The 17,271-nt window shown below is 63.8% G+C and carries 15 protein-coding genes; 9 read left to right on the top strand and 6 right to left on the bottom strand.

All coding sequences use genetic code 11. The features are described from left to right. Positions 1–7: 7 nt before the first annotated feature. The 4 genes from ACXJ16_RS10545 to ACXJ16_RS10530 are packed head-to-tail and all read left to right on the top strand — an operon-like array spanning position 8 to position 4,606. Entirely contained in the window at positions 8–1,285 is a 1,278-nt protein-coding gene (locus ACXJ16_RS10545) for a hypothetical protein (RefSeq protein ID WP_185998041.1), read from the top strand. A 27-nt stretch (positions 1,286–1,312) separates the two neighbouring features. After that, positions 1,313–2,413: a glycosyltransferase gene (locus tag ACXJ16_RS10540; protein WP_185998040.1), complete on the top strand. Its 1,101-nt coding sequence runs from the start codon at positions 1,313–1,315 to the stop codon at positions 2,411–2,413. 16 nt (positions 2,414–2,429) lie between these two features. After that, positions 2,430–3,614 carry an acylneuraminate cytidylyltransferase gene (locus ACXJ16_RS10535; protein ID WP_324698106.1) on the top strand — a complete coding sequence of 395 codons (1,185 nt, stop codon included), beginning with the start codon at positions 2,430–2,432 and terminating at the stop codon, positions 3,612–3,614. Beyond that, entirely contained in the window at positions 3,614–4,606 is a 993-nt protein-coding gene (locus ACXJ16_RS10530; protein WP_324698108.1) for a hypothetical protein, read from the top strand. The genes ACXJ16_RS10535 and ACXJ16_RS10530 overlap by 1 nt, the downstream gene beginning before the upstream one ends. On the opposite strand, the gene ACXJ16_RS10525 is transcribed toward ACXJ16_RS10530, so the two are convergent. Next, complete coding sequence (locus ACXJ16_RS10525) at positions 4,573–5,844, bottom strand: glycosyltransferase family protein (protein WP_132469404.1); 1,272 nt, start codon at positions 5,842–5,844, stop codon at positions 4,573–4,575. The two genes, ACXJ16_RS10530 and ACXJ16_RS10525, sit on opposite strands and share 34 nt — an antisense overlap. A gap of 32 nt (positions 5,845–5,876) precedes the next feature. Between ACXJ16_RS10525 and ACXJ16_RS10520 the strand changes: the two genes are divergently transcribed. The 4 genes from ACXJ16_RS10520 to ACXJ16_RS10505 all read left to right on the top strand — a co-directional run bounded on the left by ACXJ16_RS10520 (position 5,877) and on the right by ACXJ16_RS10505 (position 10,283). After that, positions 5,877–6,002, top strand: coding sequence for a hypothetical protein (locus ACXJ16_RS10520; protein WP_255351627.1), 126 nt, complete (start codon positions 5,877–5,879; stop codon positions 6,000–6,002). A gap of 357 nt (positions 6,003–6,359) precedes the next feature. After that, positions 6,360–7,244: an N-acetylneuraminate synthase family protein gene (locus tag ACXJ16_RS10515; protein WP_054436556.1), complete on the top strand. Its 885-nt coding sequence runs from the start codon at positions 6,360–6,362 to the stop codon at positions 7,242–7,244. A 248-nt stretch (positions 7,245–7,492) separates the two neighbouring features. After that, a complete protein-coding gene (locus tag ACXJ16_RS10510) occupies positions 7,493–8,755 on the top strand; it encodes a glycosyltransferase family protein (protein WP_443486835.1) in 1,263 nt (420 codons plus the stop codon). After that, a complete protein-coding gene (locus ACXJ16_RS10505) occupies positions 8,748–10,283 on the top strand; it encodes a lipopolysaccharide biosynthesis protein (protein ID WP_185998035.1) in 1,536 nt (511 codons plus the stop codon). Before ACXJ16_RS10510 ends, ACXJ16_RS10505 begins: the two co-directional genes overlap by 8 nt. Before the next feature lie 22 nt (positions 10,284–10,305). Here the strand turns inward: ACXJ16_RS10505 and ACXJ16_RS10500 are convergent, their stop codons facing one another. After that, complete coding sequence (locus ACXJ16_RS10500; RefSeq protein ID WP_463920634.1) at positions 10,306–12,090, bottom strand: right-handed parallel beta-helix repeat-containing protein; 1,785 nt, start codon at positions 12,088–12,090, stop codon at positions 10,306–10,308. On the opposite strand from ACXJ16_RS10500, the gene ACXJ16_RS10495 reads away from it, so the two are divergent. Next, positions 12,089–12,664: a hypothetical protein gene (locus ACXJ16_RS10495; RefSeq protein ID WP_185998033.1), complete on the top strand. Its 576-nt coding sequence runs from the start codon at positions 12,089–12,091 to the stop codon at positions 12,662–12,664. The genes ACXJ16_RS10500 and ACXJ16_RS10495 overlap by 2 nt on opposite strands. Positions 12,665–12,670: 6 nt before the next feature. Here the strand turns inward: ACXJ16_RS10495 and ACXJ16_RS10490 are convergent, their stop codons facing one another. From ACXJ16_RS10490 to otsB, 4 genes are all read right to left on the bottom strand, one after another. Next, entirely contained in the window at positions 12,671–12,967 is a 297-nt protein-coding gene (locus tag ACXJ16_RS10490; protein ID WP_231635786.1) for a hypothetical protein, read from the bottom strand. 162 nt (positions 12,968–13,129) lie between these two features. Continuing rightward, entirely contained in the window at positions 13,130–14,545 is a 1,416-nt protein-coding gene (gene otsA, locus ACXJ16_RS10485) for an alpha,alpha-trehalose-phosphate synthase (UDP-forming) (protein WP_054436544.1), read from the bottom strand. Between the two features lie 58 nt (positions 14,546–14,603). After that, the gene (locus ACXJ16_RS10480) at positions 14,604–16,418 is read right to left on the bottom strand and encodes a glycoside hydrolase family 15 protein (RefSeq protein ID WP_132469400.1); all 1,815 of its coding nucleotides are present in this window, start codon (positions 16,416–16,418) and stop codon (positions 14,604–14,606) included. Then, complete coding sequence (gene otsB / locus ACXJ16_RS10475) at positions 16,415–17,227, bottom strand: trehalose-phosphatase (protein WP_324698122.1); 813 nt, start codon at positions 17,225–17,227, stop codon at positions 16,415–16,417. The genes ACXJ16_RS10480 and otsB overlap by 4 nt, the downstream gene beginning before the upstream one ends. Positions 17,228–17,271 lie beyond the last annotated feature (44 nt).

Below are 17,271 nucleotides of genomic sequence, written 5' to 3'. Positions count from 1 at the left end.
GGTGCCGGTGCCTTTTTCGCGTGGCGCCGGCAGCAACCGTAGTGCCGGAACGTGGAGTTCCCTGAGCGGCGCGCGCAAGTTCGTTGTTGCGCTCGCCGTCCTGCTGATCGTGTTCAATGTCGCGATCCCCAAGGGCGGCATCAAGGCGGGCGATCTGCCGATCACCTGGGGCTACTTGATGTTGTTCCTGCTGGTGCCCGTGGGGTTGATCGGGGCATTGCGCAGGCCGATGCCGCTTGCCCAGCCGCTTCTGCAGGTCATCCTGTTCTTCCTGCCGGTTGCCCTGCTGATCCTCGTCAAGTCCGTGGTCTACCACCTCACGTTTTCGGCGCTGGCCGTGCATGAAGTGCTGTTCTTCTTCCTCCCGGTCGGCGTCCTGGTGATCCTGGGGCCTTACCTCGAGGAAGTTCCTGCGGACATCATCGCCACCACCCTGCTGTGGTGCGTACGATTTGCCGTGATCTGGGGGATCGTGAATTTCGTCCTCTACCCGATCATCAAGGACATCATCCAGATCCCATACCTCACCGTCAACGCGGCGGATTATGGTGAGATCTACGGAAAGAACAACCGGCGCGGCATCTTGATGAAGCTGGTGTCGACCTACAACAACGGCAATATCTTCGGCGCCTGCATGGTCATGCTCGCACCGATCTATTTCCTGTTCGAGAAGCGACGCCTGTTGCTCGCCTTGTTCATCATTGCACTGGTCTGCACACTGAGCCGCACCGTGTGGTTCGGCATGGTGGGCGTCACCGGGATCATGATGCTGACCGGCCAGATCAAGGTTCGCAACCCGCGCGTCTGGATCGGTCTCGTCGTTGCGGGCGGCCTGCTGATCATGCTGCTGCCGCTGATGGGGTGGACGCCGGAAAAGCTCGTCGATTCCAATCTCGGCGGGCGTGTGAAGACCTTCACGAATTTCGAAATGACCGTCCTGGGCGGCAAGACGCTGATGATTCCTGAAGTGATCTATTTCGGCTTCCTGAATTCATTCGGCCTCGTCGGCACCTTTTTCGCCGTCTGTGCATTCGCGGCCGGGCCGGTCTTCGGCTTCCTGCATCTGAAGTCGCTTTCGCCCCTGCGCAGGGCCGCTACCGCAGGCGCGCTGGGCTATGTCGTTCTCGCGGCGATCGACGGGTGCTTCGTATTCCCGCCGGTGCTCGCGCAGTTCTTTTTCGTGACGAGCCTGATCTATCGCCGTGGGTTGAGGCCGGAGCGGAAGTCCTTCTCGCTCGACAACGGGGTGAGGCAGTCATATCCCGCTCGCTCCGGGCTTTCCTGAGCCGGCGGGATCGGTCTTCGCGCACCCATGAAAGTCCTTCACGTCACACAGAAGCTGCCGGGTGGCCCGGCGAGCTATCTCGGCGAACTGCTTCCCTATCAGCGCGCGGCTCTGGGCGATGCGAATGTGTCGCTCGTCGCCTGCGGGGATGAGCTTGGGCACTTGCCCGGGTTTCCGCGATCCTCTGTCCATGCTTTCGACAGTTCGGGGCGTGGGCCGGTTGCGCTTCTGGGGTTCATGCGGACGGCGATGTCCGCGCTTCTTGCCGAGCGGCCCACTGTCGTTCATCTCCACAGCACGTTTCCGGGATTGCTGCGCCTTCCCATCGCCGCGCTGCCGGCATCGCGGCGCCCGGCCGTCGTCTACTGCTCGCATGGCTGGGCCTTCAACATGGACAGCGCGAACTGGAAGCGGGGCTGCTATGCGGGCGTCGAGCGCCTGCTGGCGCCGCTCGGCCAGCGTACCATCGCGATTTCCGATTTCGAACGGCGGTCCGCCCTGTCCCGCGGCATTCGCGCAGAGAACATGGTGGTCGTCGAGAACGGCGTGAGCGCGGCGCCGCCGGAGTTGCTCCTGCCCGCCGCAGACATGCGATCCGACGTCCTCAATCTTCTTTTCATCGGCCGTCTCGATGAGCAGAAGGGCTTCGACGTGCTCGAAGCGGCGATGGCCACGCTGGTGGACCGGCCGGTGCATCTCCACGTCATTGGCGACCGCGTGGTCTCCAACGGGCAAAGCCTGGTCTCCAGCCTGCCCAACGTCACCCATTACGGTTGGCGGGACCGCAGCCAGGTGCCGGGCTTCATCGAGAAGGCCGACGTGGTCGTCATGCCCTCGCGTTGGGAGGGCTTCGGCCTGGTGGCGATCGAGGCGATGCGGCAGGGGCGGCCGGTTCTGGCCAGCCGGGTCGATGCGCTTCCCGAAGTCGTCGGCGAGGCGGGCATGCTCGTGCGCCCGGGCGACCCCGAGGCGTTGTCCTACGCCATTTCGCGGCTCGACCGTGCCGAATTGAAAATGCTGGGCGAAAAGGCCCGGCTCCGTTTCCAGGAGCGCTTCACCAGCGAGCGCATGAATGCCGAAATCCTGCGTTGCTATCATGAGGCGCTTGGCGCCCGGCGCAGGGCCTGACCAAGGAGCAGAACCTATGCAGACGCTAGCCATTATCCCCGCTCGGGGCGGCTCCAAGGGAATCCCGCGCAAGAACGTGCTTCCGCTGCTCGACAAGCCGCTGATCGCACACACGATCCACGCCGCCCTGCTGGCGGAAAGCGTCGATCGGGTGGTCGTCTCCACGGATGACGAGGAGATCGCCTCGGTTTCGCGCGCCTATGGTGCCGAAGTCATCATGCGGCCGCCTGAACTCGCCTCCGACATGGCGAAGTCGGAAGACGCGCTGCTGCACGTGCTGGATCACCTCGATCAGACGGAAGGCTACCGGCCCGACCTTCTGGTGTTCCTGCAATGCACGTCACCGCTCACCAGCAGCGGGGATATCGACGGAACGGTCGGCAAGCTCATCGAGGAGCAGGCCGATACCGCATTGTCGGTCGTGCCGTTCCACTATTTCCTGTGGCACGGCGATGAGCAGTCCGGCGCCGATGGTGTGAATCACGATAAGTCCTTCCGCCTCATGCGGCAACAGCGTACGCCCGAGTTCGTTGAGACCGGCTCGGTCTATGTCATGAAGGTGCCGCAGTTCCGGGACGTTCAATTCCGGTTCTTCGGTCGCACCGCGATGCACGAGATCCCGGTCGAGCATTGGCAGGAGATCGATGAGCCTGCCGATTTCCGCATCGCCGAGGATCGTATTCGCCGCTTGCGCCGCGATGCCGTGGGTGCGGGCCTGCCGGCCCGGGTCCGGGCGCTCATCATGGACTTCGACGGTGTCCATACCGATGACCGTGTGCTCGTTTCGACATCCGGCGAAGAAGCGGTTTCCTGTTCGCGTTCGGACGGGATGGGGATCGAACTGCTGCGCAAGGCAGGCCTTGCCATGACGGTGATCTCCAAGGAGCAGAACAAGGTCGTCGCCGCGCGCTGCGCCAAGCTGCAGATCGAATGCACGCACGGGGTCGAGACCAAGCTTCCGCTCATGCTGCGCTGGCTGGCGCAGAAGGGCATTGCACCGGAAGAGGCAGTTTATGTCGGCAACGACGTGAACGACCTCGAATGCATGGCGGCGGTGGGATGCTCGGTTGCCCCGGCCGATGCGCATCCGCGCGCGCTTGCGGCGGCGGGGATCGTGCTTGAGCGCTCCGGTGGCAGGGGCGCGCTGCGGGAACTGGCGGAACTGCTGCTCGACAAGGGCTGTGTGGAGGCTGCCCAGTAATGACGGTCACCGCCGTCCTGCCGCGTTCATCACTGCATCTGGCACTGCTCGATGCGAACGATCCACGGATCGACCATGTGCTCTACCGGGACAGCCATCTGCGCGAGGATATCGAGCGGCGCTACCCCGGTAAGGCGGTCTATCTCGGCAGGGAAGGGCGGCTGCCTCGCAATCCCCGGGGCGCCATGCGGCAGATCGCGGAAAACCGGGCCTATTACGGCCGGGTCCGCGAAATGCTCGAACCCTTGGGGATTGAACGGCTCATCCTGTTCCTGGAAGGCGAGCCGCTGGAGCGGATGATCGCGGACTGGTTCGAAGGCCCGATCGAACTCTGGGAAGAAGGCCTTTCCCATTACATCGATCTGACCAGCCCGCTCTGGTACGCGGCGCGCGGTGCGGCGCAGATCGTATCCGGTTTCTACCCGAGAGGGGCGCTGCGCCGCCGCGCGGATCGCGGCCGGATGATCGTGCGCGACCGTTTCGAGCGGCGCAATCTCGCGTGGGACTATCCGGTTCTCGCCGCGCCCGAGGATGCCGTGCTGTTCATCGGTTCGCCGCTGGTCGACGACGGAATACTGACGCGCGACCAGCTTGCCGACGGGCTGGCGCAAGTCGCGCGGATTGCCGGCGTGCCGCTCCATTACCTGCCGCATCCGCGTGAGGACAGGTCGGGGCTGCTCCCTATGCTGGCGGGTATCGACAATGTCGCGATGGCGCCCGATCCGCATGGATTGACCCGCCATGTGACGCAGCACGGCTACCGGGCCTTCGTCGCCCCGGTCTCCACCGCGCTGCTCGATCTCGGAGCTTTCGACAACAGTCTGTTCGTGCCCGCGCTCTTCGGCGAAAAGCGCATGGATCAGGCCCTGCGCTCGTGGTCGGCCAATCCGGTGAAGGTCGCGGCCGACGTGAACGAGGCCGCGGCGTTCCTGTCATCGCGGAAGGCCGCACCCCTCCATCAGCTCCGGGCGGAAGCCTCGCCCGCAGGCTGAGCCTGCTGCTCGATCAGCCAGCGGGCGACCGTGGCCGTCCCGGTACCTTCGAGAGGGCCGAGTTCCGCGCGGATCAGCGCTTCCACATCCACTCTGTCGTCGCCTTCCAGATGGGCCGTGAGCGCGGTGACGACATCGTCTGGCTGGTCGGCGACGGCAAAACCCACTTCGGTCATCGCCAGGGCCTTGGCGGCTTCTCCCTGCTGGGCGAAGGCGGTGGGCGCGAGCCGCGCCACGATCACCGGGATGGCGCAGGCTGCCGCTTCCAGCAATGCCGAAGAGTAGAACCCCACCACAGAGTCGCAGTCTATGAAGTGATCGTATAGCGGCCCCTCGGCCATCTCGCTGGCGATGCCGTGCTCTGCCATCAACCGGGCCATCCGTTCCCGTTCCGCCTGTTCGGTTCGGGGATGAAGGCGCAGGCCGACAACGAGGTCTCGGCCGCGCGAGAATGCTGCGAGGCCCTGTGCGAGCATGGTCTCGGCGCGGTCTACCTCCTGCCGCGAAACTTTGCCGTCACTGCGGAATGGTTGGTGCAGCCACAGAACCCGGATCGGCTTCGCGGCAGTGTCGCGGTGTTCTTGCCGTGCGCGGGCGGTGGCGGCGATCCGATCGAATCGCGGCGAGCCGACCACACGGATCTTGTCGGCATCGACACCGCGCCGGACAAGCTCATCCGCGCGGCCTTGGGCCGTGATGAACAGGCGATCGAAATCCTGCCCTGTAAGGTCGCGCCGGGGGACGAGTCCGGCCTGGTGCAGGATGCGGGCGAGCGTTCCGCGCAGCCCGCGTCTGGCTTCAGCCCTCTCGCGTCCATTGAGGGGCAGGCTGAACGGCCCTTCGTCGATCATGGCGATCCTGATGCCCAGGGCGGCGGCGGCCTTGAGCAGGGCCTGCTCCGGGAAGCCCCAGCAATGCGAGAGCAGCAGGACGCGGGTGCCGCGGCGGGTGAGTTCGGACTCGAAATAGCGCTGCATCCGCGCGAAGGCGCGCGTGCCGCCGGAGACCGCTACGTTCGGTCCCGCAGTCTTGAACCATGCGCGAATTCCGACGTCGCGCGGGGTCGGCTTGATGACTTCGCCCTCCGCATCCTCGTAGCGGGCGGTGCCGCGCAGGTCGAAGGCCGACATGTCGAAGACCGTCAGCGCCATCGAAGGCGCCATCTCGCGGACTTCACGTGCCAGCAGCTTCAGCGTCTCCGGATGTGATCCGCTGGCGCCGGCGAGGGCAATTGTCATTCAATCATTCCTTCCAACGGGATCGAGGCGGCGTGCGCATCGAAATCAAACTGCTCGCAGATGCAATAGGCGCGGCGATTCAGTTGAAGAAGCCCTTGCAGCATCCGATCCGCCGAAAGGCGCTATTGGAAAGGCAGGGCGATTCCTCCGGCCGTTAGGTATTGATGATGGCTGTTTTTCCCTGTTTTGCGTCATACCTGTGCGGTTTTCGATGGGTATTTTAATGAAGCTGCAAACGCCTCTCATGACGACGTGACGTGCAGAAATTGAGACGGGAGAAGAGCGATGCTGCAGGTCAACGCCGGGCTTTACCGGGCGAAAAGTTCTTAATTCCACCTAAATTTGAGCAGACCTAATCGGCAGAAATAGGCGATATTAAATGGAGTTGTTGTGATTTACTGTTATCTGGTTGTCTCGAAAGGGGATTGTGCGTCGCACAAAAATGGATTTGCGCCTAGGTATGTTCCCTGATAGACCTTTTTGGGTAATCATATCGCTCAAAGAAGGGCTATTTCATGAGTGTGAAGATCATCGCCGAGGTTGGTTGCAACCATAAGGGAGATATGGAAATCGCCAAGGAGCACATCCGGATCGCGGCGGTTTACGCCAAGGCCGATGTGGTCAAGTTCCAGAAGCGCACCAATCGCGAACTTCTCACCGAAGAGCAGTACAATGCGCCGCACCCGAACCCCGCGAATTCTTACGGCGACACTTACGGTGCTCACCGCGAATACCTCGAGTTCACGCCCGAGCAGCACCGCGAGCTGATGGAAGAGTGCAAGCGCAACGGCATCGAGTACTCGACCTCTGTATGGGACGTGACCTCGGCCCGCGAAATCGCCGCGCTGAACCCCTCGCTCATCAAGGTTCCCTCGGCCTGCAACCTGCACTTCGAAATGCTCGAAGTTCTCGCCAACGAATACTCGGGTGAAATCCACCTGTCGTTCGGCATGACCACGCAGGACGAAGAAGAAAAGATCGTCCAGTTCTTCGAACAGCACGGCCGTGCGAAGGACGTGGTGATCTATTCGTGCACTTCGGGCTACCCGGTGGCCTTCGAGGACATCTGCCTCGGTGAAATCACCCGCCTGATCGAATCCTTCGGCGATCGCGTGAAGTCGATCGGCTTCTCGGGCCATCACCTCGGCATCGCCGCCGACATTGCCGCGCTGGCTCTCGGCGCGGAGTGGGTGGAACGCCACTTCACGCTCGACCGCACCTGGAAGGGCACCGACCACGCCGCCTCGCTCGAGCCGGACGGCCTTCGCCGCCTCTGCCGCGACCTCAAGGCCGTGGAAAAGTCGCTGGCCACCAAGTCGACGGAAGTTCTCCCCGTCGAGCAGGTCCAGCGCGACAAGCTCAAGTGGCGCCCGCGCCCGAAGCCCGCTGCAGCGGCCTGAGCTTAGCCAGCTAGAAAGATGGGCGGCGCCTTCGCGGGGGCCGCCCATTTTCGTGAGCGGCACTGCTTCTCGCTCGCGGGGAGCACGAGCCAGGCCCGACGCACGCTGATGTCTCCTCGGCACTGCGTCATCGGCCTTGCTACCAGGGCCAATCTATCTCTTCATTGCCTCGGCTCGTGTTCAAGCTGTTTCGCGTTCGGGACAGCGTCGAACCCGAGCCTGTCGCGGTGGTGCCAAGCGGAATGGATGTGAAGTTGTCTGACAAGACCAGCGGTCCGACCATCTGGTTTCTCGTCGTTGCGGGTTCGGCCAGCACGACGCTGGCGCTCGTCGCCAAACGCATATTGCATGACCATCCCCATGCCAGAATTGTCGCGATCGACAGTGAGGCGTTCAACACCCAGACGCGGTCGAAGGTTGTCTGGGATGCACCGGGCGAAGTCCTGCGATTGGCTCCCGAAGACCTCGGGCTCATCAACTTCTCCAAACGGCGGGCGCTGCCCGGCCGGGTGAACCTCCTGCTGAATGGCGGCCAGTTCGCTTTCGACAGGCTGGTCCGGCGGATTGAGAAGGATCTGGCGCATGTCAGGCCCGATCTCGTCGTGACCTGCAACGACACGTTCTATGCGCAGCGCGCGTTCCTCAGCGCGGCGCGCAAAATGGGTGCGGATACGGTGCTGGTCCAGGAAGGGCCGTTCACGATCGTGCGTTCCAAGGAAGCCGGGCCGCGTCCTGGGCTGATCCCGAAGATGGCTCTCGCCGCGCGCAAGCTGGGCCTGATCCCGCCGACGATGCCTTATGGCGCTTACGGTCATTCGATGGTCCTGGCCACTTCGCAGGACTATGCGGGCCGCTTCGTGGCGGCAGGCGTCGCGCCGCACACCATCCGGTTTATCGGCGTGCCCCGGTTCGATCCGCTGCTCCAGATCGCGCGAAGCCGATCCGACCCGCCGCGCGTCATCTATGTGTTCCAGCCATTCGTTGCGCAGGGGCGAGTGGCGGGAAGCGCCGCCAGGGCAACGCTGGCCGAGATGGCGAAGGGTTTTGCAATCGCTTACGAGCGAATGCCTTTCACACTCGTGACGAGGCCGCATCCCCGCAGCGACCATGAAACCTTCGGGCATTTCGAAGGCTGTCTCACGATCCCCTACTCGCGTTCGGCCGGAGGGCCGCTGGACGAGGAAGTGGCCGGTGCCTCGTGCAGCGTCGGGCACTACTCGATCGGTCTGCTGGAAAGTCTTATGATGGGCGTGCCGGTCGTCAGCATGCCCATCCCGATCGAGGCGTTTACGGAGCGGCTCGAGGGCGAAAAGCAGCTCTGGTTCGATGAAGCTGGCGTGCCTTATGCTCGAACGGCCGATGAATTCGCTGAACTGTTGATCGACGCATTGACACACGGCGTACCTTCCACGACCGACGTCACTGCCGAAACCGGCCCGATGGACGGCAAGGCGACCGACAGGGCCGCCGAGGCAATCGCAAAGCTGCTGAAAGATCGATCCGATGGCTAAGACGGCGTTGCATCACAGGATGCTGATCTATCTCGGCCTGGGCTCGTTGCAGAGTGCGCTATCGCTGATCCTCCTGCCGGCCTACGCCCATATCCTGCCCGTCAGCGAGTTCGGCCTGCTGGCGCTTGTGCTCTCGCTCGAGCAACTTTTCCTGTTGCTCATGGACTGCGGGCTGTCCGGCGGTGCGGTCAGGACATATCACGACAAGGCACGCCAGGACCTGCCTTTCATGACCGGCCCGGTCCTGATCGGTTACTTCCAGCGCTTGTCGCTGGGAATATCCTTCGCGGCGATGTTCGTTCTTGCCGGCGTGCTCCTTGTTCTGGACCAGTTCTTCCCTCAGCCGGAACTCGTTGTCTCTGCTTTTGCCATTACCGTCGTTTCCGCATGGCTGCAGCGCATCAACACTTTCGCGGCGACGACCTATCGCGCTCAGGAAGATGCCCGCTCCTTCGCGGTTCTTGCGCTGGCCCGAATGATCGGCCTGACGACGCTGACGTTGCTCCTGATCTTCGTGTTCAAGGTCGGCTTGCTGGGAATCCTTGCCTCGCGGATCGTGATTTTCGGCGGGACCGCACTGTACGAATCGCGCAACGCCTGGAAGCTGCGCCTCACGGGTGAAGAGCACCGCCGGACCAAGGAATTCGTGCGGGATTCGGTCAAACGCTTTTCCGTTCCCATGCTTCCTTTCGATCTTCTCGCCTGGGGCCGCAGTCGTGGCAACCGGTTGGCGGTTGCCGGCGCCTTCAACCTGACGGCTCTCGGTATCTGGAATGCCGCAGCGGCGCCGGGACAGATTCTCACGCTGGTGGGGCAATCGTTCAATCGCGGATTCGAGCCGTTCTTCTACCGCAAGGCCAATGAGGAAACCGCCGAGGCCGAGGCTGTCGTTCGTGACATGGGCGCAGGCTATCTCGTGGTTCAGGCCGTTCTGGCGCTCGGCGTCATCGCGGTGATGCCGGAAGTGTTCCGCATCCTGTTCCCCAAGGATTACCACAGCGCCAGCCTCTATGCTCCGCTTGCCCTTACGGCTGCCTTTGTCGAGGCGACGCAGAGCCTTTCGATCCGCGCGCTGTTCGCGTTCGGGGCGGTCAGGCTGGTTCCCGTAGTGCTTGCCGTCGCGACCGGATTGGGGCTTTCCACGATGGCCCTGCTGGCGCACCTGTTCGGCCTGACGGGCGCCATGGCGGGACAAGTGATGATGTCCGTCTACGGGTCTGTCTTCGCGTGGTTCCTTGTGAAGCGTCTCCACCACACGCGCTTCTTCCCCTCCAGGGCCGCGATCATGCTCACGACGGTCGTTACCGGCGCCAGTCTCCTGCCGTTCGCGATGCCGGAGTTCTGGATGAGCGCCGCAAGCATTCCGGTAAGGGGCCTGATCTTCGGCGGGGCCATTGTCGGCATCGCCTGGCTCTTCGCATTGCGGCACCCGGAATTTGTCCTGCTGGTCCGGGAAAGGATAAATCAGGACAAGGGCAAGATAATCCGGCGTGGGGGAGGGGCGACCTCCACCGGGCCGCAAGGCTGACGCCCGGAATCGCTGCCGTCGTTCACGGCGTCGGCAGCAGTCCCCGGGCCATGAAGTTCGGGGTGATCGCGCGGCCTTCGCTGGTCTTGTTCCCGTCGAAGCGCGAGTTCGGCCGCTTGAGTACCGGGCTGACCACCACGCCGCCAACGGTATTGCCGCTGATCTGAGCGTTGCCCTGGATGTTGCGCTTCACGCTGACGACGAGGGGTAGCGCGCGGGCGGCCGAAGCGTTCACGGCGTTGTTGCGGATGGCAAGGTCGATCCGGTTGGAGGCGACGGTATAGCCGATCGCCACGCTTTCCGCAGGCAGCGCGGTGGCCAGTTCGACCCGGTTGCCCGAAATCTCGCCTTTCGGCGCGGACCCGCCGATCAGGACCATTGGCTTGTTCCCCGGCCGGTCGAACAGCAGCACATTGTCCTTGATGACCAGCCTGTCGGTGGCGCGGTAGGTCCAGTCGACCGTCACGTTGCGCAGGCGGTTGCCCTGGAACACCATGCTGCCGAAGTAACTGGGCGTGCAGACGCCGAGTTGGCCGGGGCCGGAATAGACGAACTCGTTGCCGATGAAGCTGACGGTGATCGCATCGAGGCTGGTGGCGAAGCCGCCGCTTTGCAGGGCGGCCATCGACAGGCCGCGCTGGGCCCCGATCTTGGACATCTTCTCGCGCCGGATCGTTTCCGGGATCGTGCCGTCCTGCTCGCCGTAATTGTTCCTGAATACGATGTTCCGGGCGACGTAGAAGGTGGAATAGCAGAAGTTGCCGGCGTTGGTGACGCGGTTGTCATAGGCGATGCAGTCCATGCAGCCCTCGAAGTCGACGCCGACATCGGACATGTCGCTGATGCGGTTACGGGCGACGACGACCTTCTGGCCGTTGTTGCCGTAGACCCCGCCATTGGCCCCGCGCATCGTGTTGTCGGCGATGTAGACCTCGCTGACGCGGCGCAGGAACTGCGGCATTCCGCCCTGGTCGTGCTTCGCGCCGCCCCCCCACCAACTGATCTTGGCGTATTTGCCCTCATTGCCCACGGCAATGACGCGCCGGGCCATGTTGAAGCGCAGGATCGAGCCCTGGTAGGCGCCGTAGTCCACCGTGTTGTCGGAGATGTAGATGTCCTCGTTGAGGTCGTCGAGGCTGTTGGGCGAGAATCCGGCGAGGACGGCGGGATCGACGGTGACGGAACCCTTGGCACGGTCATAGCCGCTGCCGTCCATCCGCAGGTGGCCTACCGAGGCGAGACCGATCCCGTCGGCCGTGCAGCGCGTGACCTTCAACCCCCGGATGTTGACCGCGCGCAGCATCACGGTCTTGGAACGCTGGGAAGCGATGGTCGTCGCATGAATGCCGTCGACCACGATGTTTCGCACGAAGCTGGCGGGATCGTTGCTTTCGGGGCTGACGGAAAGGGGGGAGCCCGTTGGACCTGCCCAGATCAGGTGCGGCCCCTTGCCCTGGCCGAATATCCCGAAACCACGGGATATCGCGACCGGACGGGTGAGGCGCATCGGGCCGGAAATCATGACTGCGGGCGCGCCGCCGGCGATGGCACGCTCAAGGGCGGCGCTGTCGTCCGTGGTTCCGTTGCAGGCTGCGCCGAAACGCCTGATGTCCACCGCGCGGGCGCGAAGCGCGGAAATGTCGCTCTCCAGCCGCGATTGCGGGGGTGCCCAGGCCGGCCAGTCGCCGGGCTGCGAGGCGGCGAAAGAAGAAGTGGGGCGCCACAAGGACGCCGCGCCCAGCGCCAGAGCGGAGACGGCGAACAGAGAGCGGCGGTCGACGGCGAAGGGGTTCGCGGGATGGGCCATGTCGAAAACTCCTCGTTTCCTGTTGCGCTGCAATATTCACGGTCGTTTAATCGCGTGGCCCGCAACGCTGCATGAACGGCTCGTGGGCGGCGGGACGATCGACTGCCCGTTCTTCGCCCCAACTTTGCCTTCAACAACGACCTATCCGGGAAACGCCTGCTTGAATCACATCCTCGCCCTCGTTGCCGATTGGGAAAGCCTGAAGAATCTGCTGGTTCCCAAGGATCAGGTGATCCGTGCGGTGATTCACATCCACGGCGGGATGCTGCTCTTCCTGTTCCTGGCATTCGTGTCGCGACGGGGCATCGCCAATGGCTGGGCGCTGGCGCTGCTCTGGGTGGTGGCGCTGGGCACCGAGGGGGCCGACATCATCTCGATGTGGCCGATCGATCGTCCGTGGAAACTTCGGGATACCGGTTACGACCTGTTCAACACGCTGCTGTGGCCGACGGTACTCTATATCGGCGCGAGTCGCTTTGCGCGGCGCAATACGGGCGAGACGGTGATGGACGAAGACATGGGCGAAGGTCGCGAGGAGCCGGTTGCGCCTGAAGCGATAGAAAACCGGGAATAGCCGTGGTCAGCGACCGCGGAAATGCTCCACGATGCGGGTGTCGAGCGGTTCCTTGAAGCGAATTTCGAGGTTGCTCGTGTCCTTCTTCGCCACTGTTGCCGGCAGGGGACCGATCGCGCCGATCCATAGCGAGAAATCGCCATCAAGCGCGCAGGGAAGCGCTTCCGCTTCCAGGTCGCAGCCAAGATCGGCAAGGTCCGAAATGCGGACTCGCGCGGAACCGTGCGCGCCGATGCATTCCCCGTAGAGAATCATGCCCATCCTCATCACGCTGCCCGGATCGTCCGGGCTCCTTGTTGTCATTCGTGCGATCCCCGGCATTCTTCCGGGGATCGGCGGGATCGGTATCCCGCACACTCTCCTATAGCCCGGTTAAAGGTCAGATTGGTTGCAGGCGAGTGTCGTTTTGATGATGGCAGCCGATTTCATGTCGGACGCCTGTTCTTATGGGTTAGGCCGAATGCTTCAGGCGACTTCGTCCTGCGGCGTGGGGGTCTTGCCCCTGGCCTTGCCATAAAGGGCGCCGAGAAAGTCTTCCCGCCAGCGCTGCACGTCATTGTCGCGCACAGAGGCAAGGAGTTTCGCATGGCGCTTCTTGCGTTCGGCCAGCGGCATTTCGAGCGCCTTCTTGATGTTTTCGGCGACATGCTCGATCGAGTGCGGGTTCACCAGCAGCGCATCCTTGAGCTGATGCGCGGCGCCGGCGAACTGCGACAGGATCAGTACGCCGGGGTTCTCCGGATCCTGCGCCGCGATATATTCCTTCGCCACGAGGTTCATCCCGTCGCGCAGGGGAGTGACAAGGCCGATGTCCGCCGCGCGGTAGAACCCGGCGAGCTGATCGCGCGGGAAACCCCGGTTGACGTAACGGATGGGCACGAACGCCACATCGGCATAAGCGCCGTTGATGTGCCCGGTCTTGCGTTCGAGGTCTTCGCGAATCTGCTGGTAGCTGGCGACGTCCCCGCGCGATGGCGGTGCGATCTGGAGCAGTACGGCATCGCCGGCCTGATCGGGGTAATCCGCCAGGAAGCGCCCGAAGGCCTCGAAGCGTTCGCCAAGGCCCTTGGAATAGTCGAGCCGGTCCACGCCGATCAGGATCTTGCGACCGCGCACACTGGACTTGAGCCGGTCGTGGGCTTCGCGGGCTTCCGGCCCGGCGGCGGCTTCGGTGAATTCGGCAAAGTCTATGCCGATCGGGAAGGCGCGGGCGATGACCTTGCGGCCCTTGTACTCCACCGAATTGTCGAGATTGACCTTAAGGCCCATCTCCTTCTGCACGTAGTGGAGGAAGCTTTCGAGCCATTCGGTGTTCTGGAAACCGATCACGTCGTATTCCAGCATCGAGGCGACCAGACGTTCGTGGAAGGGCAGCGAAACCAGCAGACGGGTGGGCGGCCAGGGCGTGTGGAGGAACAGGCCCATCCGGTTCCTCACGCCTTTTCCGCGCAGCAGCGATCCGAGCGGAAGCAGATGGTAATCATGGACCCAGACCAGGTCCTCTTCCTCGATCAGCGGCAGGACGGCATCGGCGAAACGGGCATTTACGCGTTCGTAGCCCTCGCCGAAGTTGCGGTCGTACTCGGTCAGGTCGATGCGGTAGTGGAACAGCGGCCAGAGCGTGCGGTTGGCGTAGCCGTTGTAATATTCGTCGATGTCCTGCGGTTCGAGATCGATCGTAGCCGTGGTGATGCCGTCGTTGCGTTGCATGTCGAGGTGGCCGGTGAACTCCTCGGTTTCCTGCCCCGACCAGCCGAACCAGATGCCGCCATGTTCGCGCAGTGCCGAATTGAGCGCCACTGCCAGTCCTCCCTGCGCCCCGGCGGCTCCTGCTGCCTTGGGAACCGATACCCGGTTGGAGATGACGATCAGTCTGCTCATTTCAAATCCCCTGTGCCGCGCCGACCAGATGTGCGGAAGACGCGTTTTGCGGGGCCGGCTATCGCCAGTCCCGCCAAGACCGGGACAGCTGCCCGGCACAATTGATGATACCTACTAGCGAATAGGTCTGCGGAAAGTTCCCCCACAGTTCGCCGGTTTCGAAATCCATATCCTCCGAAAGGAGGCCCGATCTGGTGCGATGATCCAGCATCGCCTCGAACAGGCGGCGCGCCTCCTCGTCCTGGCCGCTGCGATGGAGCGCCTCGATCAGCCAGAAGGTGCAGATGTTGAAGGCGGTCTCTGGCAGGCCGAAATCGTCCTCGCTGTCGTAGCGAAGCATGTGTTCGCCCCGGCGCAGCGCCTTCTGCACGGCCTGGAGCGTGGCGCGGAAGCGCGGGTCTTCGGCCTCGACATAGCGCAGCTCGACCATCTGCAGCAGGCTGGCATCGAGCTGCGAGCCGCCGAAGCTGGCGGCATAGTGACCTCCCGCGCCGCTGTCGTCGAAGTCCGGTGCCTCGATCTTGTGCCAGGCGTGTTCGTCGATGTGCTTGCGCACCGTGGCCGCGCGTTCGCGCCAGATTGCGGCCCGCTCGTCGAGCCCGAGGAACTCGGCGGCATTGGCCAGACGGTCACAGGCGGCCCAGCTCATGACGCTGGAATAAGTGTGGACGGCCGTGCGCGTGCGCAGTTCCCAGAGGCCGGCGTCAGGCTGGTCGTGCGTCTGCCAGGCCAGTTCGCCGACCTGTTCGAGGCTGGCGAAATCCTCGGGCGTGGCGATACGCAGCAGGCGCTGGTCGGAAAAGGCCTGTATCGCGGGCAGGACGATCTGGCCGTAGCAGTCGTTCTGGACCTGATAATAGGCGGCGTTGCCGACCCGGACCGGCCCCATGCCGCGATAGCCGGAAAGGTCGGGAGCTTCCCATTCGATGATCTCGCGCGCGCCGCTCACCGCGTAAAGCGGCTGGATCGCACCGCCCTCGGCATCGTCGACGATGTTGCGCAGATAGGCGAGATACCGCTCCAGCACGTCCAGTGCGCCGAGATGGTTGAGGGCCTGCACCGTGTAGTAGGCGTCACGGATCCAGCAGTATCGGTAGTCCCAGTTGCGCTGGCTGCCGGGCGCTTCCGGGATGGAAGTGGTGAGCGCGGCGACGATCGCACCGGTTTCCTCATGCTGGCAGAGCTTGAGCGTGATGGCGGCGCGGATCACCGCGTCCTGCCAGTCGAGCGGGGTGGCGAGGCCGCGCACCCACAGCCGCCAGTAGTCGCCGGTGTGGCGCAGCATCGATTCCATCTCGTGTTCGACATCGCCGCTGAAGGGTTCGTCGGGGCCGAGGAAGAAGTGTAGCGTCGTTTCCAGCCGGAAGTAGCGTTCGTCGAGAACGTAGCCGATCGGGGCATCGGTGGTGAGGCGCAGGGTGTTGCGCTCCACCAGGTAGCGGATGTGATTGGAGCCGCGCGTGATGGCGGCAAGCTGGGCGCCGTAGCCGCTCATCGGCGTGAGCACCGTGCGGATGCGCGGCGAGCCCGCCACCGGACGGACGATACGCGCATAGGCGACCGGCCGATACGTGCGGCCCGATCGTTCGAAACGCGGGCAGAAGTCGATCACTTCCACCGCGCCGCCCTGCGCATCTTCCAGCCTGGTGATGAGGATCGGGGTATTGCGCGAGTAACGCTGGGTGACGGAGACCTGGTTTTCCAGTTCGAAGCGCCAGGTTCCCGCGTCCTGGCCTTCCGGGCCGCGCAGCAGGGCACAGAACGTCGGGTCGCCGTCCACGCGGGGGACGCAGCCCCAAACGAGCGCGCCGCTGGTGTCGATCAGGCCTGAGACCTGGCAATTGCCGATGGGCCAGAGTTCGAGCGAGCTCATGTTCGGCTGTTCTCCTGGTCGTGATCGTGAATGATGGTTTCGAGCCACGCGTGCACCGCGCTGACGCCGCCGAGCCGGGCATGGGCGAGCGTTTCGCGCATCGGCCCCGCAAGGATGCCGTCTCCGCCGAGGCGGGCGACGGCTGCGAAGGCGTCCTCGTCAGTCACGTCGTCGCCGATGAAGACGGGGCGAGCGCCGAGGAAGGGCGGCATCTGCATGAAGCGTGCGACGGCGCTGCCCTTGTCGGAACCGGGCATGGACAGCTCGATAACCTGCTTGCCGTGCTTCGTCCTGAGCCCGAACTCCCTGCCGGTCTCGTCGGCGCAGGCGAGCAGGCCGGGCAGGGCTTCGGGGTGGCGGCGGTAATGCACGGCGATGCTGAAGGGCTTGGGTTCGACGAGGAGGCCGCCGTTGTCGGCCGCGAAAGCGGAGAGACGGTCGACGACGGCCTTTGGCAGCGGCTCGGCAAGGGGAAGGATTTCGCGGCTGCCTGCCGGTCTGAACTCACCGCCGTGCGAACCTGCCGCAGCGACATCGAGATGGCCCAGCATCTCCTCCAGCGATTCCAGCGAACGGCCGGTGATGAGCGCGAGCCGGCCGTCCAGCCGATCGGCCAGTCGCGCGATCAGGTCGGGCAGATGCGGAGAGACGATCACGTCGTCGGGATGGTCCGCGATTTCCACGAGCGTGCCGTCGAAATCGAGGAACAGAGCCGTGGGCACGGCCGCGCCAAGCGGCAGAGGAGGGGGCAGATCGCGCGGAAAAGCGCCATGTTCCGCCAGCGAGGGACATTCGCCTGGATCGGTCATTATGGTCAGTCTTGCACCTTCGGAAGAGGATGGCCACCCGAAAA

The organism is Novosphingobium sp. TK71, assembly GCF_055361505.1.
The sequence above is the reverse complement of the archived record's forward strand: the minus strand, read 5'-3'. Positions and strand labels throughout refer to the sequence as shown.

Excerpts from the sequence above, each read along its gene's own strand:
- ACXJ16_RS10540 (WP_185998040.1), top strand. The coding sequence starts at position 1,313 with ATGAAAGTCCTTCACGTCACACAGAAGCTGCCGGGTGGCCCGGCGAGC.
- ACXJ16_RS10535 (WP_324698106.1), top strand. The coding sequence starts at position 2,430 with ATGCAGACGCTAGCCATTATCCCCGCTCGGGGCGGCTCCAAGGGAATC.
- ACXJ16_RS10530 (WP_324698108.1), top strand. The coding sequence starts at position 3,614 with ATGACGGTCACCGCCGTCCTGCCGCGTTCATCACTGCATCTGGCACTG.
- ACXJ16_RS10525 (WP_132469404.1), bottom strand. The coding sequence starts at position 5,844 with ATGACAATTGCCCTCGCCGGCGCCAGCGGATCACATCCGGAGACGCTG.
- ACXJ16_RS10515 (WP_054436556.1), top strand. The coding sequence starts at position 6,360 with ATGAGTGTGAAGATCATCGCCGAGGTTGGTTGCAACCATAAGGGAGAT.
- ACXJ16_RS10505 (WP_185998035.1), top strand. The coding sequence starts at position 8,748 with ATGGCTAAGACGGCGTTGCATCACAGGATGCTGATCTATCTCGGCCTG.
- ACXJ16_RS10495 (WP_185998033.1), top strand. The coding sequence starts at position 12,089 with ATGTCGAAAACTCCTCGTTTCCTGTTGCGCTGCAATATTCACGGTCGT.
- ACXJ16_RS10500 (WP_463920634.1), bottom strand. The coding sequence starts at position 12,090 with ATGGCCCATCCCGCGAACCCCTTCGCCGTCGACCGCCGCTCTCTGTTC.
- ACXJ16_RS10490 (WP_231635786.1), bottom strand. The coding sequence starts at position 12,967 with ATGACAACAAGGAGCCCGGACGATCCGGGCAGCGTGATGAGGATGGGC.
- otsA (WP_054436544.1), bottom strand. The coding sequence starts at position 14,545 with ATGAGCAGACTGATCGTCATCTCCAACCGGGTATCGGTTCCCAAGGCA.
- ACXJ16_RS10480 (WP_132469400.1), bottom strand. The coding sequence starts at position 16,418 with ATGAGCTCGCTCGAACTCTGGCCCATCGGCAATTGCCAGGTCTCAGGC.
- otsB (WP_324698122.1), bottom strand. The coding sequence starts at position 17,227 with ATGACCGATCCAGGCGAATGTCCCTCGCTGGCGGAACATGGCGCTTTT.